Source organism: Azospirillum sp. CT11-132, assembly GCF_047302835.1.
Classification (GTDB): domain Bacteria; phylum Pseudomonadota; class Alphaproteobacteria; order Azospirillales; family Azospirillaceae; genus Azospirillum.
Genome location: NZ_JBGLZA010000002.1, coordinates 252501 through 279044 on the forward strand (window position 1 = coordinate 252501; position 26544 = coordinate 279044).

16 protein-coding genes, 1 tRNA gene, 2 rRNA genes and 1 pseudogene (1 of these 20 cut by a window edge) are annotated in these 26544 nt (G+C 66.8%); 12 read left to right on the forward strand and 8 right to left on the reverse strand.

Going from position 1 to position 26544, the window contains the following annotated elements; genetic code table 11:
* From ACCD06_RS03080 to ACCD06_RS03090, 3 genes are all read left to right on the forward strand, one after another.
* Positions 1-1644: ribosomal RNA gene (locus ACCD06_RS03080) — 23S ribosomal RNA — on the forward strand (it extends 1102 nt beyond the left edge of the window).
* Between the two features lie 146 nt (positions 1645-1790).
* Positions 1791-1906: ribosomal RNA gene (gene rrf / locus ACCD06_RS03085) — 5S ribosomal RNA — on the forward strand.
* 78 nt (positions 1907-1984) lie between these two features.
* A tRNA-Met gene (locus tag ACCD06_RS03090) sits at positions 1985-2061 on the forward strand.
* Positions 2062-2297: 236 nt separating this feature from the next.
* Here ACCD06_RS03090 and ACCD06_RS03095 read toward each other — a convergent pair.
* The 6 genes and pseudogenes from ACCD06_RS03095 to ACCD06_RS03120 form a co-directional block, all read right to left on the reverse strand.
* A complete protein-coding gene (locus ACCD06_RS03095) occupies positions 2298-2945 on the reverse strand; it encodes a TetR/AcrR family transcriptional regulator (protein WP_413338699.1) in 648 nt (215 codons plus the stop codon).
* 260 nt (positions 2946-3205) lie between these two features.
* On the reverse strand, positions 3206-4426 hold the full coding sequence (locus ACCD06_RS03100) for an ABC transporter substrate-binding protein (RefSeq protein ID WP_413338701.1): 1221 nt from the start codon (positions 4424-4426) through the stop codon (positions 3206-3208).
* Positions 4427-4495: 69 nt separating this feature from the next.
* Positions 4496-6649 (reverse strand): 3-hydroxyacyl-CoA dehydrogenase NAD-binding domain-containing protein, encoded by a 2154-nt coding sequence (locus ACCD06_RS03105; RefSeq protein ID WP_413338703.1) that lies wholly within the window; start codon positions 6647-6649, stop codon positions 4496-4498.
* 26 nt (positions 6650-6675) lie between these two features.
* Positions 6676-7883 (reverse strand): annotated as a pseudogene (locus ACCD06_RS03110) (acetyl-CoA C-acetyltransferase).
* A 111-nt stretch (positions 7884-7994) separates the two neighbouring features.
* Positions 7995-9575 (reverse strand): class I adenylate-forming enzyme family protein, encoded by a 1581-nt coding sequence (locus ACCD06_RS03115; protein ID WP_413338705.1) that lies wholly within the window; start codon positions 9573-9575, stop codon positions 7995-7997.
* Positions 9576-9920: 345 nt separating this feature from the next.
* On the reverse strand, positions 9921-10799 hold the full coding sequence (locus ACCD06_RS03120) for a LysR family transcriptional regulator (protein ID WP_413338707.1): 879 nt from the start codon (positions 10797-10799) through the stop codon (positions 9921-9923).
* A 336-nt stretch (positions 10800-11135) separates the two neighbouring features.
* Here ACCD06_RS03120 and ACCD06_RS03125 point away from each other — a divergent pair, with 336 nt between their 5' ends.
* From ACCD06_RS03125 to ACCD06_RS03150, 6 genes are all read left to right on the forward strand, one after another.
* Positions 11136-12668 carry an acetyl-CoA acetyltransferase gene (locus ACCD06_RS03125; protein ID WP_413338709.1) on the forward strand — a complete coding sequence of 511 codons (1533 nt, stop codon included), beginning with the start codon at positions 11136-11138 and terminating at the stop codon, positions 12666-12668.
* On the forward strand, positions 12665-13471 hold the full coding sequence (locus ACCD06_RS03130; RefSeq protein WP_413338711.1) for an enoyl-CoA hydratase-related protein: 807 nt from the start codon (positions 12665-12667) through the stop codon (positions 13469-13471). Before ACCD06_RS03125 ends, ACCD06_RS03130 begins: the two co-directional genes overlap by 4 nt.
* A 144-nt stretch (positions 13472-13615) precedes the next feature.
* Positions 13616-16090 (forward strand): CaiB/BaiF CoA transferase family protein, encoded by a 2475-nt coding sequence (locus tag ACCD06_RS03135; protein ID WP_413338713.1) that lies wholly within the window; start codon positions 13616-13618, stop codon positions 16088-16090.
* A 61-nt stretch (positions 16091-16151) separates the two neighbouring features.
* Positions 16152-16754, forward strand: a complete 603-nt coding sequence (locus ACCD06_RS03140) for a MaoC family dehydratase N-terminal domain-containing protein (RefSeq protein WP_413338715.1) — start codon at positions 16152-16154, stop codon at positions 16752-16754.
* Positions 16751-17245 carry a hypothetical protein gene (locus tag ACCD06_RS03145; RefSeq protein WP_413338716.1) on the forward strand — a complete coding sequence of 165 codons (495 nt, stop codon included), beginning with the start codon at positions 16751-16753 and terminating at the stop codon, positions 17243-17245. Before ACCD06_RS03140 ends, ACCD06_RS03145 begins: the two co-directional genes overlap by 4 nt.
* Positions 17245-18381, forward strand: a complete 1137-nt coding sequence (locus tag ACCD06_RS03150; RefSeq protein WP_413338718.1) for an acyl-CoA dehydrogenase family protein — start codon at positions 17245-17247, stop codon at positions 18379-18381. Before ACCD06_RS03145 ends, ACCD06_RS03150 begins: the two co-directional genes overlap by 1 nt.
* Before the next feature lie 17 nt (positions 18382-18398).
* Here the strand turns inward: ACCD06_RS03150 and ACCD06_RS03155 are convergent, their stop codons facing one another.
* Positions 18399-19514 (reverse strand): NAD(P)-dependent alcohol dehydrogenase, encoded by a 1116-nt coding sequence (locus ACCD06_RS03155; RefSeq protein WP_413338720.1) that lies wholly within the window; start codon positions 19512-19514, stop codon positions 18399-18401.
* A gap of 3 nt (positions 19515-19517) precedes the next feature.
* Complete coding sequence (locus tag ACCD06_RS03160; protein ID WP_413338722.1) at positions 19518-20963, reverse strand: aldehyde dehydrogenase family protein; 1446 nt, start codon at positions 20961-20963, stop codon at positions 19518-19520.
* A 236-nt stretch (positions 20964-21199) separates the two neighbouring features.
* Between ACCD06_RS03160 and ACCD06_RS03165 the strand changes: the two genes are divergently transcribed.
* From ACCD06_RS03165 to ACCD06_RS03175, 3 genes are all read left to right on the forward strand, one after another.
* Complete coding sequence (locus ACCD06_RS03165) at positions 21200-23050, forward strand: AMP-binding protein (protein ID WP_413338724.1); 1851 nt, start codon at positions 21200-21202, stop codon at positions 23048-23050.
* Between the two features lie 193 nt (positions 23051-23243).
* On the forward strand, positions 23244-24482 hold the full coding sequence (locus ACCD06_RS03170) for an NAD(P)/FAD-dependent oxidoreductase (protein ID WP_413338726.1): 1239 nt from the start codon (positions 23244-23246) through the stop codon (positions 24480-24482).
* A 261-nt stretch (positions 24483-24743) separates the two neighbouring features.
* Positions 24744-26519, forward strand: a complete 1776-nt coding sequence (locus tag ACCD06_RS03175) for a DUF1302 domain-containing protein (RefSeq protein ID WP_413338728.1) — start codon at positions 24744-24746, stop codon at positions 26517-26519.
* The last annotated feature ends 25 nt before the right edge of the window (positions 26520-26544 follow it).

Genomic DNA, 26544 nt, shown 5'->3' on the forward strand with positions numbered 1-26544 from the left:
GGCCTGCGCCGAAAATGTATCGGGGCTCAAGCCGTGTACCGAAGCTGCGGATGTGATCTTTGATCACGTGGTAGCGGAGCGTTCCGTAAGCCTGCGAAGGGTGTCCGTGAGGCCGCCTGGAGGTATCGGAAGTGAGAATGCTGACATGAGTAGCGACAAACAGTGTGAGAAACACTGTCGCCGAAAGTCCAAGGGTTCCTGCGCAAGGTTAATCCACGCAGGGTGAGCCGGCCCCTAAGGCGAGGCCGAAAGGCGTAGTCGATGGGAACCACGTTAATAGTCGTGGGCCTGGCGGAGGTGACGGATCGGAAAGCGTGTATGTCCTTATCGGATTGGACATGCTGTGGACCGGTTCCAGGAAACAGCCCCGCCGTATAGACCGTACCCCAAACCGACACAGGTGGACTGGTAGAGTATACCCAGGCGCTTGAGAGAATGGTGTTGAAGGAACTCGGCAAATTGCCCTCGTAACTTCGGAAGAAGAGGGCCCCGTTGTGGCGCAAGCCATGGCGGGGGGCACAGACCAGGGGGTAGCGACTGTTTACTAAAAACACAGGGCTCTGCGAAGCCACACAAGGCGACGTATAGGGTCTGACGCCTGCCCGGTGCCGGAAGGTTAAGAGGAGGAGTGCAAGCTCTGAATTGAAGCCCCGGTAAACGGCGGCCGTAACTATAACGGTCCTAAGGTAGCGAAATTCCTTGTCGGGTAAGTTCCGACCTGCACGAATGGCGTAACGACTTCCCCGCTGTCTCCAACACCAACTCAGCGAAATTGAACTCTCCGTGAAGATGCGGAGTTCCCGCGGTCAGACGGAAAGACCCCGTGCACCTTTACTACAGCTTTGCAGTGGTGCTAGGGACTTCATGTGTAGGATAGGTGGGAGGCTTGGAAGCATGGGCGCCAGCTCGTGTGGAGCCATCCTTGAAATACCACCCTTGAAGTCTCTGGCATCTAACCGTGGCCCGTGATCCGGGTCCGGGACCCTGCATGGCGGGTAGTTTGACTGGGGCGGTCGCCTCCCAAAGTGTAACGGAGGCGCGCGATGGTGGGCTCAGAGCGGTCGGAAATCGCTCGTCGAGTGCAATGGCATAAGCCCGCCTGACTGCAAGACTGACAAGTCGAGCAGAGACGAAAGTCGGCCATAGTGATCCGGTGGCTCCACGTGGACGGGCCATCGCTCAACGGATAAAAGGTACGCCGGGGATAACAGGCTGATGACTCCCAAGAGTCCATATCGACGGAGTCGTTTGGCACCTCGATGTCGGCTCATCACATCCTGGGGCTGGAGCAGGTCCCAAGGGTTCGGCTGTTCGCCGATTAAAGTGGTACGTGAGCTGGGTTTAGAACGTCGTGAGACAGTTCGGTCCCTATCTGCCGTGGGTGTCGGAGTTTTGCGAGGATCTGTCCCTAGTACGAGAGGACCGGGATGGACATACCTCTGGTGCACCGGTTGTCACGCCAGTGGCATGGCCGGGTAGCTAAGTATGGACGGGATAACCGCTGAAAGCATCTAAGCGGGAAACCCACCTCTAAACCAGAGCTCCCTTGAGAGCCGTGACAGACCATCACGTCGATAGGAGGCATGTGGACGGGCAGCAATGCTCGAAGCTAAGCCTTACTAATCGCTCGATCGGCTTGATCTCGACACCACATTACCGCGCCATGCGCAGCAGCAAGCCTGCTTGAGAGCAGTGCTTGACCAGCGCACCGCCGTTCGATACATCCTCACCTCACTTGCACTGAACAAGCTTAGCGCTTCGGAAGACGCGTCGGTCTTGAGCCTTGGTGACCTGGTGGTCATGGCGAGGTGTCAAACACCCGATCCCATCCCGAACTCGGCCGTGAAAAGCCTCCGCGCCAATGGTACTGCGTCTTAAGACGTGGGAGAGTAGGTCGCCGCCAGGTCACCAAGCCTCAAGAGACGCTCAATCACGAAGCATAAGCTTGCATCTTCACCGTCCGTCATCCCATATCAAGGACATCCGCGGGGTGGAGCAGCCCGGTAGCTCGTCAGGCTCATAACCTGAAGGCCGCAGGTTCAAATCCTGCCCCCGCAACCACCATTACAGAACGCACCTGTTCCCGAAGGCCGGCCGCTTCCGCAGCGCCGGCCTTCGGTGCGTTCGGGCTCAGCCCGAGGCTGAGCAACGCCACCAGATCGCCCTCCTGCTCGATCTCGACGCCGCCGGTACCGGCCGTGCTGAAGCGCACCGCCACCTGCTCGATCCGCGGGCGCAGTCGGCAGTGCGCTTCGATCCTTTCGTGCACGCATGTTGCTCTTTTGTCCGATTACCGCCTAATCGGTGTCCGTCCTATGCCAAGGGCGCAACATTCGGACGAGTTGGCGGCCAATATCCGACGGAAGTAGCCCCGATCCTGGCCGATACCAAGCCTGTGTCCAGTTCAGCGCGCCGAGGAAGTGCAAGCGGAAAATATGTGGATCGATGTTGTCCGGCAAACCCAGTGCGGAGATCAGGCCGGCGACAAGCTGCTCATAGTTGTCGCGCTGACGGACGAGTTCGTCGCGGTGCATTCCGATGGAGACCGGGAATTTCGGTACGACCATGACCATATATTCCCCCTTCTCCAGCAGGGCGGTGCAATGACCGGCCGCAGCCGCAGCCAGCCGATCCCACGGGTCATCGATACCTTCGATGGCGGCTTTTACTGCGTTGACCAGAACCTCCATACCGGCGGCGTGCACCCCGACGAAGATCTCCTCCTTGGATGCGAAGTGATGATACAGGGATCCGGAGAGAATCCCGCTTGCCGAGGCTATGTCACGGATGGAGGTCGCTTCGAACCCTTTGCTGGCGAAGAGGCTCGCGGCCTCGATGATGATCCGTTGGCGCCGGTCCACGGGTTCGACTATCTCGTGATCGGTGCCCGGGCGACGCTTGCCGCGGCTGGTCGGGGAGGGATGCATCACCGCTTTCGCTTTCATATCGCTTCCGTGCTGATGTCGGCAGGCCCGTTACACTAACCACACAACGGTGCGACGAAGTCCGACCAAGCTTCGTACCGCAGGCCGGACTCCACAAATAACGTCACCGGCCAACTCGCCTTGCCCCGTGGAACATAGAGGGGTGTATTCTTCCTAACAAGTGCTTGCTTGGGAAAGAATGCGGAAGATGCAGGGTGAATCCTTCGACGGTTCCAGCGGCAAGTCGGCTGGATGAACCGATCAGCCGCCGTTCCGCCGCATCATGATCGCGGGCTGTCCAAGCGTGTGCAGCCGCCGTCTTCGATGGGCCGAATGATGTCGGCGGCCTTGACGGTCCGGATGACCTTCAGGACATCCCATGGCCTCTGCATCTCCTCCTTGCCTTTCCCTTCGACCAGATACTGGTCGTTCATCAGCCGGCCATCGGCCCGGATGGTGGCTCCCGGCGCGAAGAAGTCGTCCAAAGGCGTTGCTTTCATTTGCCGCATCACCGTCAGGCCGTCGTGACTCTTGGCTGCCTGTACGGCGCGCAGGTAATGACGGACCGCGCTGTAGACCCCTGCATTCGGTTCGGACGGCATGGCTCCGTTCGATACCGCCGCATACCGTTTCGCGAAGGCACGGCTTCCGTCGTCCCGGTCCCAGTAATAGCCGGAGAGATATTGCAGCCCTTTCCCGATCTCCGGCCCGGCTGCCTTCATCATCTGCGTATAGAAAATGAACGTCGCGAATTTGGTATTGCCCGTCATGCCGAACTCCTGCGCCTGCTTGAGGGAGTTCAGGACGTCCTCGCCGGTGTTCAGGAGGCCGATGACCTTGGGTTGGGCGCCTTGGGCCTGCAGCAGGAAGGACGAGAAATCCTGGGTTCCCATGGGATGGCGCACGGAGCCCAGGACTTGGCCGCCCAGCGCCCTCAAGGTGCTCGAAACTTCAGTTTCGATCGCCTTGCCGAAGGCATAGTCAGCTGTCAGGAAGTACCAGCTGGTGCCGCCTTCCGCGAAAACGGCGCTGGTCAGGCCACGGCCGAGCGAATAGGTGTCGTACAGCCAGAGGGCTCCCGTCGGCGAGCAGGCCTTGCCGTACAGATCTGACACCGCCGAACCGACATGGACCACGATCTTGCCGCGCTCCCGCGCGATCTCCTGCACGGCGAGCGAAGCGGCAGAGTTGGCGATGTCGAAGATGGCGTCGACGCCATCCTGATCATAGGCCTTGCGGGCGGCAGCCGAGGCGATGTCGACCTTGGTCTGATGGTCTATGGCGATCACCTCGACGGGCGAGCCGTCGATGCTGCCGCCGAAATCCTCGATTGCGAGCTTCGCCGCCCTCACGCTGCCAAGGCCGGAAGCCCCGGACGAGACGCCCGTCTGGTCGTTGAGGACCATGATCCGGATCGGCTTGCTGTCGGCGTCCGCCGTACCGGCAACCGCAAGACCGATGGCCGCGCCCGCCAAACCACGCATGATCCATTTCGCACGCATCTTTTCCTCCCTGTTGGTCTTTATGAGGTGCGGACCTGAAAGGCGCCGGCCCCGGTCCCTCCGGCAAACTCAGCCGGCGGCTTCATGGAAGCGCCGATCCTGCGCGGCGCGGTCGAGGAGCCAGGGCGACGGCTCGAAGCGGGGGCCGTACAGTGCCGCCAGACGCCGGCATTCGGCGACGAATGCCCGGATGCCCACTGTGTCGATGAAGGACAGGGTTCCCCCGGTCCAACTCGGGTAGCCGAGGCCGAGGATCGAGCCGAGATCGGCCTCTCCCGTGTCGGTCACCACCCCTTCCTCGACACAGCGCGCACTTTCCAAGGCCTGGATGTAGAGCAGGCGGTTCTTGACCTCGCCCACATCCGGCTGCACCGCCTTCGTTGGCAACTCGGTCGCCAAATCCGGCCACAGCGCCTTGCGCCCGCCCGGCGGGAAGTCGTAGAAGCCGCCGCCGCTCTTGCGGCCCAGCCGGCCGAGTTCGTTCATCCGCCCGATCACCGGCTGCGCGTGCGTCCGCCGGAACTTCTCCGGCAGCCCGTCCTTCACCGCCTGCTCGACCACGAGCTTCTGGAGGTCGAGCGACACCTCGTCGGTCACGGCCAGCGGTCCCGTCGCGAAGCCGGCCATGCGCGCCGCATTGTCGATCAACGCGGGGGCGATCCCCTCCGCCAGCATCGCCATGCCCTCGTCGATGTAGGAGCAGAAGATGCGGCTGGTGTAGAAGCCGGGACTGTCGTTCACCACGATGGGCGTCTTGCGCAGCTGGCCGACCAGATCCAGCGCTCGGGCCAGCGTCTCCGGCGCGGTCTCCTTTCCCAGGATGATCTCGACCAGGGGCATGCGCTCCACCGGCGAGAAGAAATGGATGCCGATGAAGCGGTCCGGCCGGCTCGAAGCCTTCGCCAAGCCGGTGATCGAAAGGGTCGAGGTGTTCGACGCGAAGACCGCGTCCGGCCCCAGCACCGCCTCCGCAGCCCTGGTCACCTCGGCCTTGACCGCACGACTCTCGAACACCGCTTCGACCACCAGATCGCAGCCGTCGAGTGCTGCATAGGCGGTGGTCGGTGTGATGCGTGCCAGCAGCGCGTCCGCCGCCTCGCGGCTGGTCCGGCCCTTTTCGACGTCGCGCGCCAGGTTCCGGGCCGAATAGCCTTTCCCCTTCGCGGCGGCATCGTCGCTGCGGTCGAGCAGAACCACCTCGATCCCCGCAGCAGCGGCGACCTGGGCGATGCCCGCCCCCATCATGCCGGCTCCCAGCACCCCCAGCTTGCGGACCACCGCCTTCTCCACCCCGGTGGGGCGGCGTTCCAGCTTGTCGGCACGGCCCTTGTTGAGGAACAGAGTGCGCATCAGGTTGCGCGCGACCGGATTGCTCAGCAGCGTGCCGAAATATTTGGCTTCGATCCGCAGGCCGACGTCGATGGTGGTCTGGGTGCCTTCATAGACCGCCGAGAGGATAGCGAGCGGCGCCGGCCTGTTGCCCTGCGTTTCGCGCTTGATCAGCGAAGTGCCGGCCATGAAGCTGCGCGGGGCGTGCGCCGCCAGCGGCCCGGCCCCGCCGGGGATGCGGAAGCCCTTGACGTCCCACGGCTGTACCGCACCCGGATTGGACAGCACCCACTCCCGCGCTTCGGCTACCACCCGATCCGCCGGGACCACCGCGTCGACCAACCCGAGCGCCAGCGCCTCGGCCGGCCTGACATGCCGTCCGTCCAGCAGCAGCGGCAACGCCTTCTCGATGCCGATCATCCGCGGCAGCCGCTGGGTGCCGCCGGCGCCGGGCAGCAGGCCGACGGTCACCTCCGGCAGCCCGACGACCGCCTTGGGATGGTCGGCCAGCACGCGGTGATGGCAGGCCAGCGCCAGCTCGAAGCCGCCGCCGAGCGCCAGACCGTTCAGCGCGGTCGCCACCGGCTTGCCGCAGGTTTCCAGCCGGCGGTACAGGGCCGAGGCGCGCTGCGCCCAGCCGGCCGCCTCGGCGGCGGTGATGCCGCGGTCATAGGCGCCGACGAGATCCTTGAGGTCGGCTCCGGCCATGAAGCCGCCCGCCTTGCCCGAGGTGAGAACCGCGCCCTTGACCGCCGGATCGCCGGCGATGCGTTCGATGGTGGCGTCGAGATGGGCGGCGAAGGCGTCGGTGAAGACGTTCTGCGGGCGATCCGGCAAATCGATGGTGAGAAGGGCGACGCCGTCGCTGCCCAGCTCGAAGCGGATGGTGCTCATCTGTCGTTTCCTGTTCCTGCTGGCGTTCAGACGCGCTCGATGACGGTGGCGGTCGCCATGCCGGCGGCGGCGCACAGCGTGACGACGGCGGTGGTCAGGCCGCGTCGTTCCAACTCGTCCAGCACGATGCCGAGGATCATGCCGCCGGTGGCGCCCAGCGGATGCCCCATGGCGATGGAGCCGCCGGCGACGTTGACCCGGTCATGCGGCAGGTCGAACTCCCTCATGTAGCGCAGCACCACCGAGGCGAAGGCTTCGTTGACCTCGAACAGGTCGATGTCGCCGATCGCCATGCCGGCCTTGGCCAGCGCCTTGCGGGTGGCGGCGGCGGGACCGGTCAGCATGATCGCCGGTTCGCTGCCGATGGAGGCGTAGGCGCGGATGCGGGCACGCGGTTTCAGCCCGGCCCGGACGCCGAAGTCCCGGCTGCCGACCAGCACGGCCACGGCGCCATCGACGATGCCGCTGGAATTTCCGCCGGTGTGGATGTGGGAGATGCTCTCCACCTCGGGATAGCGTTGGAGCATGACGCCGTCGAAACCGCTCTGCTCGCCCATGGCGGCGAAGGCCGGCTTCAGCTTTGCGAGATCGGCCATGGTGCAGCTGGGCCGCAGATGCTCGTCCCGGCTCAGCACCACCTCGCCGATGACGTCGCGCACCGGCAGGACGGAGCGGTCGAACCAGCCTTGGTCCCAGGCATGGGCGGCACGGCGCTGGCTTTCCACGGCGAAGGCATCGACATCTTCGCGGGAATAGCCGTCCATGGTGGCGATGAGGTCGGCGCCGATGCCCTGCGGGATGTACCATGTGTTCCAGTTGACCTGCGGGTCGCTGTAGCAGGCGCCGCCGTCCGAGGCGATGGGAACGCGCGACATGGATTCGACGCCGCTGGCGACCACCCCGTCGAGCATGCCGGAGGCGACCTGCGCCGCGGCGAGGTTGACCGCCTCCAGGCCGGAGGCGCAGAAGCGGTTGAGCTGCTGGCCCGACACCGTTTCGGCGTAGCCGGCGTTCAGCGCGGCGACGCGGCCCATATTGCAGCCCTGCTCGCCGATGGGCATCACCACGCCCATCACCACGTCGTCGACCAGCGCGGTGTCGAGCGCGTTGCGGTCGCGCAGACCGGCCAGCACCTGGGTGGCGAGCTGGATCGGCGTTACTTCTGTAGCGCGCCGTCCGCGCGGCCACGCCCGCGCGGCGTCCGGACATGGTCGTAGAGATAGGCTTCGAGCATCGGCGGTCACCGTGAACTTGGCGTCGGCTTGGGCGCTCTCTCCGGGACGGGGCCTGGAGAGGTGCGGTGCGACGCGGGGAGTGGAAAGGGCGAAGGGGGAAGCCGGGCTCTTCAGGACGCCGCTTCGCCGAGTTCGGCGCGGAGTTCGCGCTTCAGCACCTTGCCGAGGGCGTTGCGCGGAAGTTCCGGCCGGATGTCGAGGCGTGTCAGCCGCTGGTGCTTGGCCAGCCGTTCATTGGCCCAGGCCATGATCTCTCCGGCGGTCGCCGTGGCGCCCTCGCGCAGCACGGCGATTCCGACCGGGGTCTCGCCCCATTTCTCGTGCGGCACCCCGACGACGGTGATGTCCAGGATGTCGGGGTGACTGCTGACGGTCTTCTCGATGTCGGCGGGAAAGATGTTCAACCCGCCGGTGATGATCATGTCCTTCTTGCGGTCCAGGATATAGAGGTAGCCGTCCGCATCCAGCCGGCCGATGTCGCCGGACCGTATGAAGCTCCGCCCTTGCTCGTCGCGCCAGATGGCGGCCTCGGTCTCCTCCGGCTTCCCGTGGTAGCGGGTGAGCAGTCCGGGGCCGTGGCCGGCGATCTCACCCGGTTCGCCGGGCGGCATTCGCTGCCCGTCGCTGCCGATGATCGCGATTTCCTGCCCCATCAGCGGCGCGCCGACCGACAGGAACTTCGTGACGTGCTCCTCGGGCTTCAGCAGGGTGGAGGACCCTTCGGTGAAGCCGTACAGCTCGTAGAAGGCGTGACCGAGATGGGCCAGCAGCTTGGCCTTCAGGTCGGGCCGCAACGGCGAGCCGGCCGAAAGCAGCGTGCGCAGGCTGCCCAGATCATAGCCGGGGTCGTGTTCCTCCAGACGCCCCTCGGTCAGGACCATGATGATCTGGCTCGGCACGACGAAGCTGTGGGTGATGCGTTCGCGCGCGACGGTCCGCAGGAACGCGTCTGGCGTGAAGCGGGGCAGGATATGCAGGGTGCCGCCGACGAACAGGACGGGCATCACCATCAGCCAGGTGCCGGCGGTGTAGAGCGCCGTGCTGGTCAGCGCGCGCGCCGTCGCGTCGAAGCGCATCTCGAAGCCGTTGGACACGCAGAAATACTGGCGCGCCCGGTGGCTGTGGACGACCCCCTTCGGCAGCCCGGTGGTGCCGGAGCTGTACATGATGCTGAAGGGGTCATCCATGGCGAAGCGGACGCCGGGCTCATCGGCCGGGGTGTCGGCGACGAAGGAGTCGTAGGAGCGCCAGCCCAGCATGTCGCCTTCCGCCGCACCGGTGCAGACGAACCCGTCGACACGCATGGTTGCCAGCCGGTCGCGGATCGGGTCGATCAGGGGGCGCAGATCGGGCGACACCAGCAGGAAGGTGGCGCCGCCGTCGTTCAACAGCGTGGCGAGCTGGTCGGACGTGAGCAGGCTGCTGACCGGAACCAGGCAGGCGCCGGACTTCACCACGCCGAACATGGCGACGACGGCCTCGACCGAGCTGGACATCAGCACCGCCACCCGGTCGCCCTTGCGCAGGCCGGCGCCCAGCAGTGCGTTGGCCAGCCGGTTCATGGACTCGTTGAAGCCGCGCCAAGTCAGGCTGTGATCACCGCACACCAGCGCGGTCTTTTCGGGAGTCCGACGGGCATGCCCGGCCCAGACGTCGGGCAGGAACAGGTTGATGTCGTCGAAGGCAGTCACGAAATGCTCCTCCCTCATTTCTTTGATTACGGATCTGGCCGGCTGGGCTGCCGCCAGGGCTAGAGCCGTCGCCGCGCTCAGGAAGGAGTGGCGCGCCGCGGCCTTTCGGGAGCGAGGCGCGAACCCTCCCTCCGCCCGGCGACGCACCCGGCGGCATCGCGACGCGGACTTGTGTCCTGCTATCCAATGGATTGGCATTCGCTGGAACGATCGCGGGCCGTCGGTTCCGGCAGCGGCACTTGAAACCGTTGATCAGCCCAGCGATCGATTTCATCCTACCAAGCGCTTGCTTGGTGTCAATGCGTTTTATCGGCCGGCTGTTCCGGCATCAGTTTGGCGATGGACTCACGCCGACCCGGTGGCCAGCCTCCAGGCGGTTTCCACGATCTTCGAACGGTCGCCGCGATGGCGGACGATGCTGAAGTCCGTCATGTCGACCATCAGGGAGCGCCTTTCCAGCGCAATGTCCTGCTTGGGAAGACCGGAGCAGGCGAAGATCGCCATCAGCATTTCCCCGCGGCCGACGCGCTCGCTCATGCTGCTGCTGATTTCCGGCATCTGGACGAGATCCGCGCCGGCCAGCGAGAGAGGCTTGAACAGCCTGTCGTGCAGCGTCGGATGGAGAGACCGGGTGAACACGCCGACCTTGCGTTTTGCCAACTGGTCCGGCCGGACCTGGCGTTCCCCGGCCAACGGGTCGTCGCCCGGCATCACCACGTCGAGGGCTATGCCCGTAAGCCGGTGCGCTTCCAGATCCTCCATCGGCGGCGGTGCCAGAGCGAACGCCAGATCGAGGTCGCCGCGCCGCAGGCGATCCATCAGGATCGGTGTCCAGCCGATGTCGAGTTCGATGACGAGGTCGCGGTCCTGCTCGGCCAGTCTGGCGATCAGGATGGAGCGCTCGGGGATTTCAGCGCTGTAGGGAGGCGCGCCGATCCTGATCCGGCGTTGGTCGCGCCGTTGCAACCGATCGGCCATCGCCTCCGCGCTGGTCAGCGCGTCGGCGATCCGCTTCGCCGCTTCCAGGAATTCGGCGCCACGTTCGGTCAGCTGGACACGGCGGGTGGTCCGGTCGAACAGCGGAAAGCCGAGATAGCCTTCCAGGCGGCGGATCCGAAGCGACAGCCAGGGTTGCGCGACCCGCAATCGGGCCGCGGCCTTGGTGAAGGACGCCTCTTCCGCAACGGCGGCGAACTGTATCAGGGCATCCGGATCGAGCTTCATCGCCGTGTCGTCATCCCCGGTGGCGGTCCCAACCGCGTGGCTTTCCCCCTGGGAGTGGAACGCGGTGGAGCGGTTTCATTCATAACGATCCTATATCAATGCCGGGGGCTCGCCAGTTGGAGATTCGCCGTCGGCGGGCTGCGGCGGCCTTGGCTTCCACGCCTGATTAAGATGGAAAGCATCTTAATCAGGGATGAATTGATATTGGACTGCCGATGCCGCCAGCTTGATGCTAGCCGCTGATGGTGGGGCACGCGAGCAATCAGGCCAACGCCCATGTGCAGCCCGGCAAGAACCGTGAGTCGCCGCCATCTTCGATTTGCCCGATCGCCGGCCTTGAAGGGCCGGAAAACAGAGATGAGGGTCCGCGTGTCCGAAGATCGAATTCCCGTCATCGTCGGTATCGGTGAGGTCAAGGACCGGCCGGATGATCCCATGGATGGGCTTGAACCGCTGGCGCTTATGGCGGCGGCGCTCGACCGAGCGCATCAGGATGCCGGGGGCGGCGTACTGGCAGCGGTGGATTCGCTCGATGTCGTCAATCTGACGAGCTGGCGCTATGCCGATCCGGCCCGCCAGCTTGCCTGCCGGCTCGGCATCACGCCGGCCCGTGCCGTCTACGGCGCGATCGGCGGGGAAAGTCCCGTCCGCTTCCTGCATGAGGCCGCCCTTCGGATCGCCCGCGGCGAGAGCGCCGCCGTGGCCATCGTCGGCGCGGAAGCGCAACACACCGTCAATCAGGCGCAGAAGGCGAAGCTCACCCTTCCCTGGACCGAGTTCGCCCGCGACGCGCCGGTCCCGTTGCGCGGCGCCGATTTCCTCCATCCCCTGGCCGTCAAGCTGGGGGTCGCGCAGCCGATTTCCGTCTATCCCTTCTATGATGCGGCGAGCGCGGCCCATTGGGGTCAGACACCGCGCGAAGCCCTCATGGAATCCGGCGATCTGTGGTCTGTCTACTCCCGCGTAGCGGAGACGAACCCGTTCGCTTGGCTGCCAAAACCCTATGCGAGCGACGACATCGTCACGCCGACGGCCGACAATCGCCTGATCGCCTGGCCCTACACCAAGCGGATGGTGGCCAACCCCACCGTCAACCAGGGGGCGGCGATCCTGGTCACCAGTCTGGCCCGAGCCAGGGCGGCCCGGATTCCGGATGGCGCTCTGGTCCATATCTGGGGTGGAGCCGCCGCCAATGAGCCCCGCGACTATCTCGACCGCGACCAGTTCCATGAAAGCCACGCGCAAGACGCGGTGCTCGATGCCGCCACAGCAATTGCGAGTGGCGACGCCTTCGACGCCCTGGAATTGTACAGCTGCTTTCCCTGCGTGCCGAAGATGGCCCGTCGGGCGCTCGGCCTCGGGCCGGATGTCCAGCCGACGGTGACGGGGGGCTTGAGCTTCTTCGGCGCGCCGCTGAACAACTACATGACGCACGCCGCTTGTGCCATGGTCCGCCGGCTTCGCATCGCGAATGGAGTTGGTCTGCTGTACGGGCAAGGAGAGTTCGTAACCAAGCATCATGCGCTGGTGCTGTCTTCCTCGCCGTCACGAAAGCCGATCACCGGCTGGCCGTCCTCGGTGCAGGACATGGCCGACAGCCGGCGGGGGCCGGTCCCGCCCTTCCGCGCCAACGTCGCCGGACCATGCCGGCTGGAAACCTTCACCATCCTCTACGGACGCGACGGCTCCGTCAGCCACGCCGTGGTGATCCTGCGCGGCCCCGGCGGAACACGCGGCATGGCCCGGGTTCCTGCTGGCGATGAACGAACCCTTGCCCGCCTGACCGACCTCGACGTGTCGCCAGTCGGGATCGACGGCGTTGCGGTGCCGGCCGTGGACGGGATACCCAACTGGAGAGCTTTGCCATGACCGATGGCTTTGAAACGACGACGTCCGATGACAGTCCGGTTCGTCTGCAGCTTCTGTCCGCCCATGTCGCGCTGGTGACGATCGACCGGCCGCTGGCGCGTAATGCGGTCGACGGTCAAGTCGCCCGGGGATTGGAGCGGGCCGTCCGCCAAACCGAACAGGACCCGGACGTCTGGGCGGTCATTCTGACGGGGGCCGGCGAGCAGGCTTTCTGCGCCGGCGCCGATCTGAAGGCGGTTGCCGCGGGGCAGGCCGAGACCCTGTTCACTGCGGACGGCGGCTTCGCCGGTTTCGTGCATCACCCGCGGGCCAAGCCCTGGATCGCCGCGGTGAACGGGTTTGCCCTGGCGGGCGGAACGGAAATCGCCCTGGCCTGCGATTTCATCGTCGCCTCGCAGACCGCGGTCTTCGGACTGCCGGAGGTGAAGCGCGGCCTGGTCGCCGCGGCGGGAGGGGTTTACCGCCTCGTTCGGGCGCTCCCGCGCGCCCTGGCGCTCGAACTCATCGCAACCGGCGCGCCGCTCGCCGCCGAGCGCGCGCAGGCCCATGGGCTGGTCAATCGCGTCGTGGCGCCGGACGCGCTCATGGCCGAAGCGCTCCGCTTCGCCGAGACGATCTGCGAGAATGCGCCGATCGCGGTGCGTGAAAGCCTCGGCATCGCACGCCGTGCCTATGACCTGCCGGACGATGCCCTGCGCCAGCTCAGCGAACAGGCCGCTCGGCGGATCAGGCTGACCGAGGATTTCCAGGAAGGCCCGAGCGCCTTCATCGAGAAGCGGCAGCCGCGCTGGCGCGGGCGATAATACAAGCGGGGGGCGGCCGGGGCGACTGACCGTCGGCCAACCTGTGCGTTTTGCTGAATTCATGACTGTCCGGTGAATGCCCGCCCCCGCTTCGGGTGGCGGCCGACGGCTGCCTATCATCAAAAAAACCGTGAAGGAACGAAAATGCCGGAGGAAACGACTGCGGAGAACCGTGCCGGAGAAGACCGGAACCTGCCGTTGGACGGCATGCTGGTCATCGACATGGTGAGCGGCACGCTGGCGGCGATCGGCCGCCGTCTGGCGGATCTGGGGGCCGACGTGCTGAGGGTGGAACCCCCCGGCGGGGCCGCGGATCGCCGGGACGGTCCGCTGTTCGACGGCGTCAGCCTGAGTTTCATCGCCGCGAACGCCGGGAAGTCGGCCGTTACCCTTGATCCCGCTGATGCGGTGGACCGCGAGCGCTTCGAAGCGCTGCTCGACCGCGCCGACATCCTGATCGAAAACACGCGACCGGGCTCGGCGGAGGCCGCGGCTCTGGATGTCGCCGGCATCCACCGGCGCAAGCCGGCGCTCGTCATCCTGTCGGCCAGTGATTTCGGCCAGGAAGGCGAATATAGCCGCTGGCAGGCGACCGCGCCGGTCATCCATGCGCTCTCCGGGGAACTCGCACGCTCGGGCAAGCCGGGCCGCGCGCCGCTTCTGCCGCCGAGCGAGCTGCCTTACGAGTGCGCCGCGTCGCAGGCCGTGTTCGCGATCCTCGTCGCCTTTCTGAACCGGCTGAAAACCGGGTGGGGAGACCATCTGGATTTCGCGTTGCTGGATGGGGCGAGCCAAGCGCTGGATCCGGGATTCGGCGTTGCCGGCAGTGCCACTGCCGGGGCATCGGCCAGCGCCCAGCCGCGAGGCCGTCCCGACGCCGGCCACCAGTACCCGATCCTTCCCTGTGCCGACGGCTATGTTCGGCTGTGCATCCTCTCGGTGCGCCAATGGCGCGGGATGTTCGAGTGGCTGGGGCGGCCGGCGGAGCTTTCCGACCCAGCCCTCGACGACATGCGCACGCGCTTCGCGTCGCCTCAGGTGACCGCCGCGATCGCCCGCCTCGTCATAGACAAAAGCCGCGCCGAACTGGAGGAGGCCGGCCAGCGGCACGGCGTGCCGGTCGCCGGGGTGCTGGAGTTGGCGGAGGCGATCGAAAGCGATCAGGTCCGGGCGCGGAACCTGTTCGTTCCGGTTCCGGCCGATTCCGGCATGACCGTACCATTGCCGGATGGGTTGATGGAGATCGACGGACGGCGGGTGGGTGTGCGCGGTCCGGCACCGGCGCTCGGAACCGGCTGGCCGCCCGCGCTGCCGTCCGCCGATCGCCCATGGAACGGCTTGCAGGATGCCGGGACTCCGGAGCCGGGGGAGAGACCGCTGGCGAGGATTCGCGTGCTCGATCTCGGCGTCATCGTCGTCGGGGCGGAGGCGGGGCGGCTGCTCGCCGACCAGGGCGCCGAGGTCATCAAGGTCGAGAATTCCGCTTTCCCGGACGGCATGCGGGAGTCGATCCGCAAGGTGAAGATGACGCCGAGCTTCATGGCCGGGCATCGGAACAAGAAGTCCCTCGGCATTGATCTGCGTCACCCGGAAGGCCGGGCGCTTTTGCTGAAGATGGTCGAGAAGACCGACATCGTCCTTTCCAATTTCAAGCCGGGAACCCTGGAGTCCCTCGGGCTCGGCCATGATGTCCTGAGCGCCGTCAATCCGCGCCTCATCATGGTCGACAGCTCCGCGTTCGGGTCGACCGGACCATGGAGCCGCCGGATGGGCTACGGTCCGCTGGTTCGGGCGGCGGCGGGGCTGACCACGCAATGGCGCTATCCCGACGATCCGCAGAGCTTCAGCGATGCGGTGACCGTCTATCCCGACCATGTCGTCGGCAGAGTCTGCGCCATCGGGGCGCTGGCCCTTCTCATCCGGCGTCTGCGTTCCGGCCGCGGCGGAACCGTCGGGGTCGCCCAGTCGGAGGTCATGCTGAACCATATGGCCGTCAAGATCGCGGCTGCGTCGCTGGCCCGGTCCGGTCATGCGCCGGACGCCGCACCGGAGCGGGATGCTCCCTGGGGTGTTTTCCCCTGCGCGGGCGAGGATGAATGGTGCGTGGTGACGGTCCGCGGCGATGGCGACTGGCAGGCGCTGTGCCGCGTCCTGCGGCGGCCCGACCTGGCTGGCGATCCCGCCCTGGCGACGGCGGCGCAACGCGATGCTCGGCGCGACCGGGTCGATCAGGCCCTTGTCGCATGGCTTCGGCAGCGCAGCCCGCAGGACGCGATGGGCGAGCTTCAGACTGCGGGTGTGCCCGCCGGTGCGATGCTTCGTGTCGCCGAATTGCCGGATTTCGGCCATTTCAAGGATCGTGGCTTCTTCCACCGGATGACCCATTCCCTGATCGCCGGCGCATTCCATGTCGAGAATGCCCCGGTCCGCTCGAAGAGGTTGCCTGATCCCAAGAAGAAGCCGGCACCGCTGTTCGGCGAGGACACCGTGGAGATCGCGCAGGACCTGCTCGGCTTGTCGCCGCGACAGATCGATGACCTCGTGGAGAAGGGTATCCTGGAGACTGGTGACACCCGCCACGCGAAGGGGGCCGGTGCCGCACTTGCGGGATCGGCTTGAAGGTATCGGCCCGGCCGTCGAGCAGGGGCCGGGCGCCATCCGTCTTTCAGGAGAGGACGACATGAACGATACGGTATCGACAGACACGCAGGATTGGGCGGCCGCCTGGCAGCCGGTGATCGCGTGCGTGGGCCAGGACTTCGCCCCCGGCCTCGATCCGCCGGACGCCGACCCCGTCGAACGCGGCGCCATCCGCCGCTATCTGGAGCCGCTGGAGTTCGACTGTCCACTGCACTACGACCCGGAGGTGGCGCGCGCCTATGGTTATGCCGACGTGGTCCTGCCCTGCACGGCGCTGATGACCTTCACGCTGGAGCCGGCATGGCGGCCGGGCGAGACCATCTTCGACAGCGCCGACCGCGATGCCCAGCCGCTGCGCAGCGCCGTCACCGGCGTTCGCTGTCCGCTGGAGCCGCCGACCACCGGCTTCTTCGCCACGGAGTATGACGTGGAGTATCTGCGCCCCGTCGTGGCCGGCGACCGGCTGGCCCGGCGAGGTGCCAAACTGCTGGCCTGCACGCCCAAGGAGACCAAGGTGGGCCGCGGCGCCTTCCTGACATGGGAGACGGACATCGTCAACCAGCGCGGCGAAGTGGTGGCGCACATGCGCTCCAGCTTCTTCCGTTACAACCCGCATCCTCGAACTTCCGGAGCCTCCGCATGACCCGGCGCATCGATGATCCCGTCTGGCAGGAGGTGGAAGAAGGAGAGGAGCTTGCCCCTCTCGCCTTCCCCTTGAGCGTCTACCGTCTGGTGATGGCGGCCGGCGCCAACCGCGATTTCAACTCCATCCACCACAATTCCGACTATGCCAGGGTAAGCGGAGCACCGGAGATCTACGCCAACAATTTCCTGCTGCAGGGCATGTGGGAGCGGCTGGTGCGCGACCGCATCGGCCTGGGCAGCGTGATCCGCCGGCTGTCTGGGTTCCGCATGCGCATCTTCAACACGGTCGGCGACACCGTCACCGTCAGGGGCCGCGTGCGCCGCAAGTGGCTGGAAGGCGGCGAGGGCGTTCTCGAGGGATTTGTGGAGTTCGAGATCTGGTCGGAGAATGCCGGTGGCGTTTCCGTCGGCCCCGGCACAATGGTCGCAACCATGCCGCTCGCCGCCGGGGCCGCTCATCGGCGCGACGGCTTGGCAGGGGAGGGCTGATGATGGACCAACTCGTCAACGAGGAACTGCGCATGCTGCGCGACACGGTCCGCCGCTTCCTGGAGCGCGAGGTGGTGCCGAATTGCGACCGCTGGCGCGGGGAGGGCCGTGTCGATCCCGCCGCGTGGCGGCTGGCGGGGAAGGCCGGGCTGCTGTGCCCGGCCGTGCCGGAAACCTATGGCGGCGGCGGCGGAAACTTCCGGCACGAGGCGGTCATCATCGAGGAGCTTTCCCGCATCGGCTTCCCGGACTTCGCCATTCCCCTGCACAACGGCATCGTCGCGCCGTACATCCTGCATTACGGCAGCGAGGAGCAGAAGCGGCGCTGGTTGCCCCGTCTCGCCAGCGGTGCGCTGATCGGTGCCATCGCGATGACCGAGCCGGGGGCTGGATCGGACCTGCGCGGCATGCGCTGCACGGCGGCGCGCACCGCCGACGGCTATGTGCTGAACGGGCAGAAGACCTTCATCACCAACGGCCAGATCGGCACTCTGATCATCGTCGCCGCGAAGACCGATCCGAAGGCCGGTGGCAAGGGGATCTCGCTGTTCGTCGTCGAGACGGACGAGACTTCCGGCTTCCGGCGCGGACGCGCGCTCGACAAGGTCGGGATGAAGGCGCAGGACACCTCGGAACTCTTCTTCGACGATGTGCGCCTGCCCGTCGACAGCCGTCTTGGCGACGAGGGGGATGGCTTCCGCCAGCTGACCGAACAGCTGCCGCAGGAGCGCCTGATCATCGCCGTGCAGGCGGTCGCCGCGATCGAGGCCGCGCTCGACCATACCCGGCGCCACGTCAAGGAGCGGCAGGCGTTCGGACAGCCGCTCATCGACTTCCAGAACACCCGGTTCCGGCTGGCGGAGGCGAAAAGCGAGGCCGACATCGCCCGCGTCTTCATCGATCATTGCGTGGAGCGGCTGGTCAACCGCGACCTGGACGTCGCCACGGCGGCGACGGCCAAATGGTGGACGACCGAGAAGCAGAACGAGATCATCGACCTGTGCGTCCAGCTGCACGGCGGCTACGGCTACATGCTCGAATACCCCATCGCCCGCATGTGGGCGGACGCGCGGGTCCAGAAAATCTATGGCGGCGCCAACGAGATCATGAAGGAGCTGGTGGCGCGTTCCCTGTAGCGCCACCGGACTTTTCCTCAGGGCGTGGTGTCAGGCAACAGCAGCACGGCCTTGATGCAGGCGCCGTGATGCTGGTCCTCCACCGCCTCGTTGATGGCGTCGAAGGGATAGGTGCGGATCAGCCGGTCGAAGGGGAAACGCCCGGCGCGATAATGGGACAACAGCTCGGGGATGAACTGGTCCGGTTCGCTGTCGCCCTCGATGATGCCGCGGATCGTGTGGCCGAGCATCAGCACCGCAGAGCCGATGCCCGGCGTGGGGGAGCGGGGATCGCGCGGCACGCCGACCAGCCCGAAGACACCGCGCGGGCGCATGGCGCGGATGGCGGCGTCCATGACGTCGCCGACGCCGGTGGTGTCCAGGCTGAAGTCGCACCCGTCGGGAAGGATGCGGCGGACGGCAACCTCCACCGCCTCCGCGGCGGGGTCGATCACATGGGTGGCGCCCAGTTCCAGGGCCAGATCGCGCCGTGACGCCATCGGATCGGAGACGATGATGGTGGAGAGGCCGCGCAGGGCGGCGGCCATCACCGCGGCCAGCCCCACCGAACCCGCCCCGGTGACCAGCAGGGAGCTGCCCGGCGGGCAATCGAAGCTGCGCAGGACGGCCCCGGCGCCTGTCTGGATGCCGCAGCCCAGCGGGCCGAGCAGTTCCACCGGCAGGTCGTCGGCCACCTTGACCATGTTGCGTTCGCCGGTCAGCACGTGGCTGGCGAAGGATGACTGGCCGAAGAACGGGCTGGACAGCCGTTGGCCCTGCCGCGTCATCGTGGTGGTGCCGTCCTTGCGGCGGCCGGCGTAGTTCAGCGCCGGCCCGGTCATGCAATAGGCCGAATCCCCGTCCTCGCAGCGCGGGCACGCCCCGCAGGAAGAGAAGGAGAGGACGACCTTGTCCCCGGGGGCGACCTTCGTCACGCCCGACCCGACGGCGACCACCACGCCGGCACCCTCATGGCCGAGAACGGCGGGCAGGCGGATGGGCATCGCCTGGTCGCGGGCGACGAGATCGGTGTGGCACAGGCCGACGCCCAGGATGCGGACCAGTGCCTCTCCGGCCCCAGGGGCATCCAGTTGCACCGTCTCCAGGCTGAAGGGGCCCTTGGCTTCGTTGACCACGGCGGCGAGAATGTCCATGGCTCAATGCTCCGTTTCGGTCGACATGACGATGGCCGGCATGACGATGGTTCGGGGGATACAGTATTCCAGCAGCCCGTCCAGGCCGTTCTCTACGCCGAAACCGGACTGCTTGTGTCCGGCGAAGGCGACGGTGGGGGCGAGGATCTGCACGTCGTTGATCCAGACCGTGCCGGTCTCCAGCCTCTCGGCGATGGCCTGGGCCCTGGCCGGATCACCGGACCAGACGGAGCCACCCAGTCCATACTCGCAGTCGTTGGCGCGGGCCACGGCACCATCGATGTCGTGGAACTTCAGCAGCGGCAGGACCGGACCGAACGCTTCCTCCCGCACGACGCGGGACGTTTCAGGCGGATCGTCCACCAGGGTGACGGGGATGAAGTAGCCGTCCCGCCCGCCGTCGATGTCGCCGCCGCACAGGAAGCGGTGCCCCTGGGCGCGGCAATCCTCGATGATGTCCTTCACCCGCTCGAACTGGCGGGCGTTCTGGACCGGACCCAGCTTGGTATCGGGCATGGCGCCGTCGCCCATCGGCAGGCTGGCGGCATAGGCGACCAGGGCCGCGGCCAGCCGGTCATAGATGTCGGCATGGATGTAGAGCCGCTTGGTCGCCACGCAGATTTGCCCGCTGTTGCGGAAGGCCGACCAGAAGATCCTGGGCGCCATGGCATCGACGTCGATGTCGGGCAGCACGATGGCCGCGTCGTTGCCGCCCAGTTCCAGGGTGATCCGCTTCAGCCCCTCGGCGGCCGAGGCCATCACCCGGCGGCCCGTCGCGGTCGAGCCGGTGAAGCTGACCTTGTCGATGCCGGGATGGGCGGTCAGCCAAGGTCCCAGATCGTCCCCACCACCGACCGCGTTGAGCACGCCGGCCGGCAGCACCGACTGCAACAGTTCCACCGCCTTCAGGGTCGCCAGCGGGGTGAAGGGGGACGGTTTGACCACCACCGTGTTCCCTGCCTTCAAGGCGGGAGCGATCTTCCAGAAGGCCAGCAGCAGCGGGAAGTTCCAGGGCGCTATGGCCCCCACCACGCCGAGCGGCATCTGGTGGGTCTCCGTCCGCCGGCCGGGACCGCTCTGGCCGACGGTGACGGGGATGTCCATGCGCGCGAAGGACTTCAGCCAATAGGCGGCACCCGCCACTTCGCCCGCTGCATCGTCCAGCGGCTTGCCCTGTTCGCGGGTCAGCAGCGCCTTGAGCGGTTCGGCATTCGCCGCCATCAGGTCACCGGCCTGCTTCAGCAGGGCGGAACGCCGGTCCGGTCCCAGGTCGCGCCAGGCGGGAAAGGCCGCACGGGCGGCCGCGACGGCGCGGTCCAGCAGTTCCGGCGTGCAGTCCGGGGCGGCGGCGAACACCTTGCCGGTCGCCGGATTGACGACCGGCAGGGTGGTGGACGTGGCGACGGGGCGCCCACCGATGCTCATCACGAAATCGCCATCGAAATTCATGGGTCTTGTCTTCCACCGGTTGCGGCGGCATCGGGCGCGAGTGGTTCGCGCAACCCTGGCCGCTCACGATTCCAAATCTTCGCTCCGAGCATCTGACCGGAGGCCCGGCGCCGCCGCCCCATCCGGAAGGATGGCCTGTTGGCTGCCAAAACAATCGACGACCCCCACTTTTCGGATGGGGGCGCTCGCGCCGGGCGCTGCCAGGGTGTCCCGAAATCACATCGGGGAGGCATGCCGTGAGCAGCATCGGGGCGCAGGCCCAACAGTTGAACGCGCGTGAGAGGGAGGCCCTGCGGGGCGTGGACGAACGGATCTTGGCGGCGGAGACGTTGGCAGACGTCTTCCTCCGGCTTGCCGAGGTCTATGGAACCGGCAGTGCGCTGACCATGGCCTGGACCTGTGCCGCGGACGGTACCGTGGAGAGCCTGGATCATGCGCGTCTGGCCGGCGAGGTGCTGCGGGCGGCCAACCATTTCCGCCGTCTGGGCATCGGCCCCAACGACCGGGTGTTGTTCCTCGCCCTGCCGACGCCGGAGGCCTATTTCGGCTTCTGGGGCGCGCAGGTGGCGGGTTGCGCCGTGCCGGTCAATCCCTTCCTGTCGGTCGCGGCCCTGGTGGACATCGCCCGCAATGCCGGTGCCCGCATGGTGTTCGCCAGCAGCGCCGCCATCAGCCAGCTCTGCGCCGACAAGGCGGCGGAGATCCTGCGTCAATGTCCCGGCATGCAGCTGGTCGTCTGCGACGATCCGGACGGTGGGTTCGCCCGTGCCCGCGCGGCCATGCCGGCCGATCGGCTGGAGGGTCCGGCACCGGGACCGGACGACATCTGCGCCTGTTTCCCCACCGGTGGGACGACCGGCAATCCCAAACTCGCCCGGATCAGCCATCGCGGCCTGCTCGCCAGCGCGCTGTCCTCGGCGCTGATCCATTCGACGGACCGTGGGCAGGTGGTGCCGAACGGCCTGCCGCTGTTCCATGTCGGCGGCGGCGTGATCGTGACCTTCCGCACCATCATGCTGGGCCAGCATCTGGTGCAATTGAGCCCGGCCGGCTATCGCGGCGAACATGTCCTGCCCAATTTCTGGGAGCTGGCGCGACGGTTCGGCTTCACCATGATGATCGCGGTGCCCACCGTCTTCACCGACGCCATCGACCGCTACGACGGCAAGGGCATGCCGATCCGCCTGTTCGTGTCCAGCGCCAGCAAACTGCCGGAAACGGTGTTCGACAAATATCGCCGGACCTTCGGCGTCGGGGTTCACGAAGGGTATGGCATGACCGAATGCGCCGGTCTGTGCGCCTCGACGCCGGTCTGGGCGACGCCCAAGCCCGGCAGCAGCGGTCCGGCGGCGCCTTTCTACCGGGTCCGCGTCGTCGAGGTCGGGCTGGACGGCGGCATCGTTTCGGACTGCCCGGTGGGGCAGGCGGGCATCGTCGCCGTGCGTGGTCTGCCCGTGTTCAGCGGCTATACCGACCCGGCGCTGACCGCCGGGAAGTTGCTGACCGATCCCGCCGACGGCAGTCTCTGGGTGGACAGCGGCGACATCGGCCGGTTCGACGAGGACGGGTTCCTGTGGGTCACGGGGCGGGCGAAGGACGTCATCATCCGCGGCGGCCACAACATCGACCCGGCCTGCATCGAGAACGCGCTGCTGGCGCTGCCGCAGGTGATCGACGCGGCGGCGGTCGGCATGCCGGATGCCCGTGTCGGCGAACTGCCGGTCGCCTTCGTGCAATTGGCACCCGGTGCGGCCGATCCCGAAACCTTGCGCGAACTCTGTGCGGCGAAGCTGGACGAGCGGGCGGCGGTTCCGGTGCAGCTGTTCGCCGTGGAGGCGATTCCCCGCACCGCCATGAACAAGACCTTCAAGCCGGAACTGCGCCGCATGGCCGCTGCCGCCGCCGTCCAGCGGATCATCGCCGATCTGCCCGTGGGAACCGTCTCGGGCTGGTCGGTCAGGCTGGACGACGGTGGCGGTCTCGGCGTCGAAATCGAGCTGTCGGCGATGGATCAGTCCAACGTCGTCGTCGAGCGGATCGGGGCACTCGGCCTGTCCTGCGCCATCGGCCCCTGCGAAGGGGCATGAGCCGTTGGCTGGCTGTGTCATATGCCGAATTGTTTCCAATGCCAGCAATACCATCCCAAAGGAGGGGGCGACCCGTCCGGCCGTCCCTCACTCTGCCGGCAGCTTCCTCGCATTGGGTACGGAGTAGCCTCTTGCAGACGATTGCCACCACCGCCCACTCCTCCGCCGGTGCCTTCGGGCCGAAGGGGGGAGCGTGACGACCCCCTCCGAGCGTGATCAGCGGATCGTCATCGTCGGTGCCGGGCATGCCGGCGGCGCCGCGGCGGCCTGCCTGCGACAATTCGGGTTCGCCGGCGAAATCACCCTGATCGGGGCGGAATCGCTGCCGCCTTACCAGCGCCCGCCTCTCTCGAAGGCCTGGCTCAAGGGCGAGGCCGGAGCGGCGGACCTGTTCCTGAAGCCGGCCGGCTGGTACGCCGACAACGGGGTCGATCTGCGCACCGACAGCGTGGTGACGACGATCGACCGCCCGCCCCGGCTGGTGCGGCTGGAAAATGGGGAGGTGCTCGGCTACGACCAGCTGGTGCTGGCGACCGGCGCCCGTGCGCGATCACTGCCGATCCCCGGCGGCGATGCCGACGGCGTGTTCTCTCTGCGCTCGGCGGCGGATGCCGAGGCCCTGAAGGGGCGTCTTGGCCCCGGCCGCCGCCTGGCGGTGGTCGGCGGCGGCTATGTCGGGCTGGAGGTGGCAGCGTCCGCCCGTGCGCTCGGCGGGGAGGCCGTGGTCGTGGAGCGGGAGGCCCGCATCCTGGCCCGCGTCGCGTCGGCACCCCTGTCGGCCTTCTTCCAGTCCTACCATGAGGCAAGGGGAGTCGCCTTCGCCTGCGGCGCGCAGGTGGAGGAGATCGTCGGCGAGGGCGGGCGGGTCCGCGCCATCCGCTTGACCGATGGGCGGGTCCTGCCTTGCGATGCCGTCCTGATCGGTGTCGGCGCCATACCGAACGATGAACTGGCCCGCGCGGCCGGGCTGGAGTGCGCCGACGGCGTGGTGGTCGATCAGCAGGCCCGGACGTCCGATCCCAGCATCTTCGCGCTGGGCGATCTGACATGGCGGCCCGTACCCCGCTATGGGCGCAGCTGCCGGCTGGAGAGTGTTCCGAACGCTCTCGAACAGGCCCGGCAGATGGCGGCGGCGGTGACCGGCCGTCCGCCGCCCGCGCCGGAGGTGCCGTGGTTCTGGTCGGACCAGTACGACATCAAGCTCCAGATCGCCGGCCTGCCGTTCGATGCCGATATGACCGTGGTCCGCGGCGACCCCCGAACCGCCAAGTTCGCCATCTTCCATCTCGCCGGTTCGGTGGTGCAGGCGGTGGAGGCCGTGAACGCCCCGGCGGAGTTCATGGCCGGCAAGACCCTGATCGCCGGCAAGGTGGCGCCCGATGCGGTGCAACTGGCCGATGCGGCCATTCCGATGAAGAGTTTTCTGCGCTGACCGAGGCGACCCGGCGGTCTGGGGTGGCTTGGCGCTTCAGCCCGCCGCCCTGATCCCGGCATTCCCACCGCCTTATCCCGGCCCCATCCGACGCGCTGCACATCGATGCCGGGCGGAAACGCCGCCACGTCAAGCGGGCGGCGGCTGAAGAAGTCTTTGAAATTTGAAAGGGGAGGAAACCAAATGACCAGAGATGTTCCGTCATCTCAGCCCGCTGCCGTCCTGTGCCGGCGCAGCCGTGGCCGCAGCCGGAAAAAACGAATGGCCGTTCCCGGCTGCCGGGAATGGATTGCCGTCGCCGTGCTGACGGCGGCCATGCCGGCCCATGCCCTGGACTTCGAGGCCGGGGATTGGACGGGGTCCGTCCGCTCCACCGTCACCGCCGGCACGGCCATCCGCACCAGCCGCACCGATCCTGCCCGCGTTCCCGCCGCCGACGCCGCGCTGGCGGGCATCCGCGGCACCGCGCCGGCAGGGGTCAATTCGGATGACAGCAACCTGAACTACAAGCGCGGCGATCCGGTTTCCACCGTCGCCAAGGCGGTCGTCGATTTCGAGGCCAACAACAAGGACGGCTGGGGCGGCTTCCTTCGCCTGAAGGGCTGGTACGATTACACCCTGTCCCATGACAGCGTCGTGCTGGGCAACGAGCCGAACCACTATGGCGGCGGGAGATTGTCCGACCGGGGCTTCTCCCGTGGCGCGAAATTCCGCGGCGTCTCACTCGCCGACGCCTATGTCAAAGGGCAGTTTGCCCCGGGCGGCCTTCCGCTGTCGCTCAAGCTGGGCCAGCAAACCATCGACTGGGGCCCCGCCTTCACCATTCCCGGCGGCCTGCGCGACATCAATCCGCGCGACTATGCGGCCCTGACCCGGCCCGGCGTGCAACCCCAGGAGGGCTGGGTGCCGTTCCTTGCCCTGTCCGGCAAGGTGGATGTCACGCCGCTGGCAAGCCTGGAGGCCTTCTATCAGTTCCTCTGGGAGCGTTCGACCCTGCCGGGTTGCGGGACCTTCGGCGCCACCGCCGACTTCATTGCTCCGGGCTGCGACAAGGCGATCATATCGAGTGCCTTCACCTCACCCGGGGCGACGTCAAGCGGGCGCTTCCTCAAGCGTGCCGGTGACCGGGAGGCGAGCAATGCCGGCCAGTTCGGCGTCGGCGGCTCCTACACCGTGCCGCCCATCGGCACGAAATTCTCGCTCTATTACACGATGGTCCATTCGCGCGACCCCTATATCGACGTCATCCGGACCGGCCGGGGCGGCACGGCGTTCCTCACGGGTGATCCCGACGGCCTCAATCCTCGCTACGCGACAGCTTTTCCCGAAAACATCAAGATGCTGTCCGGCAGCTTCGCCAGCAGCATTCCCTCCTTCAACATGAAGGTCGCCGGCGAGATCGATCACAAGTTCAACCAGCCTCTCTCGTTCAACTCCCTCGACATATTGCTCGGCTCGCTCGGGGCTGGCGGCGTCCTGGCCGGGGACTTCGACAGGACGCCGCTGGGCGGGACCTTGAAGGGATACGAGCGTTTCCACGTCACCCAGGGACAGGTCGCCGCGTCGAAGGATGTCCAGGATGTGCTTGGCGGCTCTCTGACGCTCGGCGGCGAGGTGGGCGCGAAATACGTCCATGGGCTCCCCGATCCCAATTTCCGCCGCTACGGTCGTGCCGACGTCTTCGGCACCGGTCCGCTCAACGGCGTCTGTCCCGCCGGTGCCGATCCGAAATTCTGCTCCACCCGGGGCTTCGTGACGCCCTTCTCCTGGGGATACCGCCTGCAGACGAGCCTGAGCTACCAGGATGTCCTGCCGGACCTGAACCTCAAGCCGTCAGTGGGGTTCATCCATGACGTCTCCGGCTGGTCGTACGACGGTGCCTTCAACAAGGGCCGCAAGGCCCTCCGGTTGGGTCTCGATGGCAGCTTCAAGACCAGCTATTTCTTCAACGTCACCTACCAGAGGACCCTAACCGGTCCCTACGATCCCCGTTCCGACCGGAACCTCCTCCTGGCGAGCACCGGGGTCAAGTTTTGACGCCTGCAGCCCTTGATCCCGACCC

What these genes read in the sequence shown, in the direction of transcription:
- ACCD06_RS03095 (WP_413338699.1), bottom strand. Translation starts at nt 2,945, where the DNA reads ATGAAAGCGAAAGCGGTGATGCATCCCTCCCCGACCAGCCGCGGCAAG.
- ACCD06_RS03150 (WP_413338718.1), top strand. Translation starts at nt 17,245, where the DNA reads ATGATGGACCAACTCGTCAACGAGGAACTGCGCATGCTGCGCGACACG.
- ACCD06_RS03135 (WP_413338713.1), top strand. Translation starts at nt 13,616, where the DNA reads ATGCCGGAGGAAACGACTGCGGAGAACCGTGCCGGAGAAGACCGGAAC.
- ACCD06_RS03155 (WP_413338720.1), bottom strand. Translation starts at nt 19,514, where the DNA reads ATGGACATTCTCGCCGCCGTGGTCAACGAAGCCAAGGGCCCCTTCAGC.
- ACCD06_RS03120 (WP_413338707.1), bottom strand. Translation starts at nt 10,799, where the DNA reads ATGAAGCTCGATCCGGATGCCCTGATACAGTTCGCCGCCGTTGCGGAA.
- ACCD06_RS03175 (WP_413338728.1), top strand. Translation starts at nt 24,744, where the DNA reads ATGGCCGTTCCCGGCTGCCGGGAATGGATTGCCGTCGCCGTGCTGACG.
- ACCD06_RS03105 (WP_413338703.1), bottom strand. Translation starts at nt 6,649, where the DNA reads ATGAGCACCATCCGCTTCGAGCTGGGCAGCGACGGCGTCGCCCTTCTC.
- ACCD06_RS03100 (WP_413338701.1), bottom strand. Translation starts at nt 4,426, where the DNA reads ATGCGTGCGAAATGGATCATGCGTGGTTTGGCGGGCGCGGCCATCGGT.
- ACCD06_RS03145 (WP_413338716.1), top strand. Translation starts at nt 16,751, where the DNA reads ATGACCCGGCGCATCGATGATCCCGTCTGGCAGGAGGTGGAAGAAGGA.
- ACCD06_RS03140 (WP_413338715.1), top strand. Translation starts at nt 16,152, where the DNA reads ATGAACGATACGGTATCGACAGACACGCAGGATTGGGCGGCCGCCTGG.
- ACCD06_RS03130 (WP_413338711.1), top strand. Translation starts at nt 12,665, where the DNA reads ATGACCGATGGCTTTGAAACGACGACGTCCGATGACAGTCCGGTTCGT.
- ACCD06_RS03160 (WP_413338722.1), bottom strand. Translation starts at nt 20,963, where the DNA reads ATGAATTTCGATGGCGATTTCGTGATGAGCATCGGTGGGCGCCCCGTC.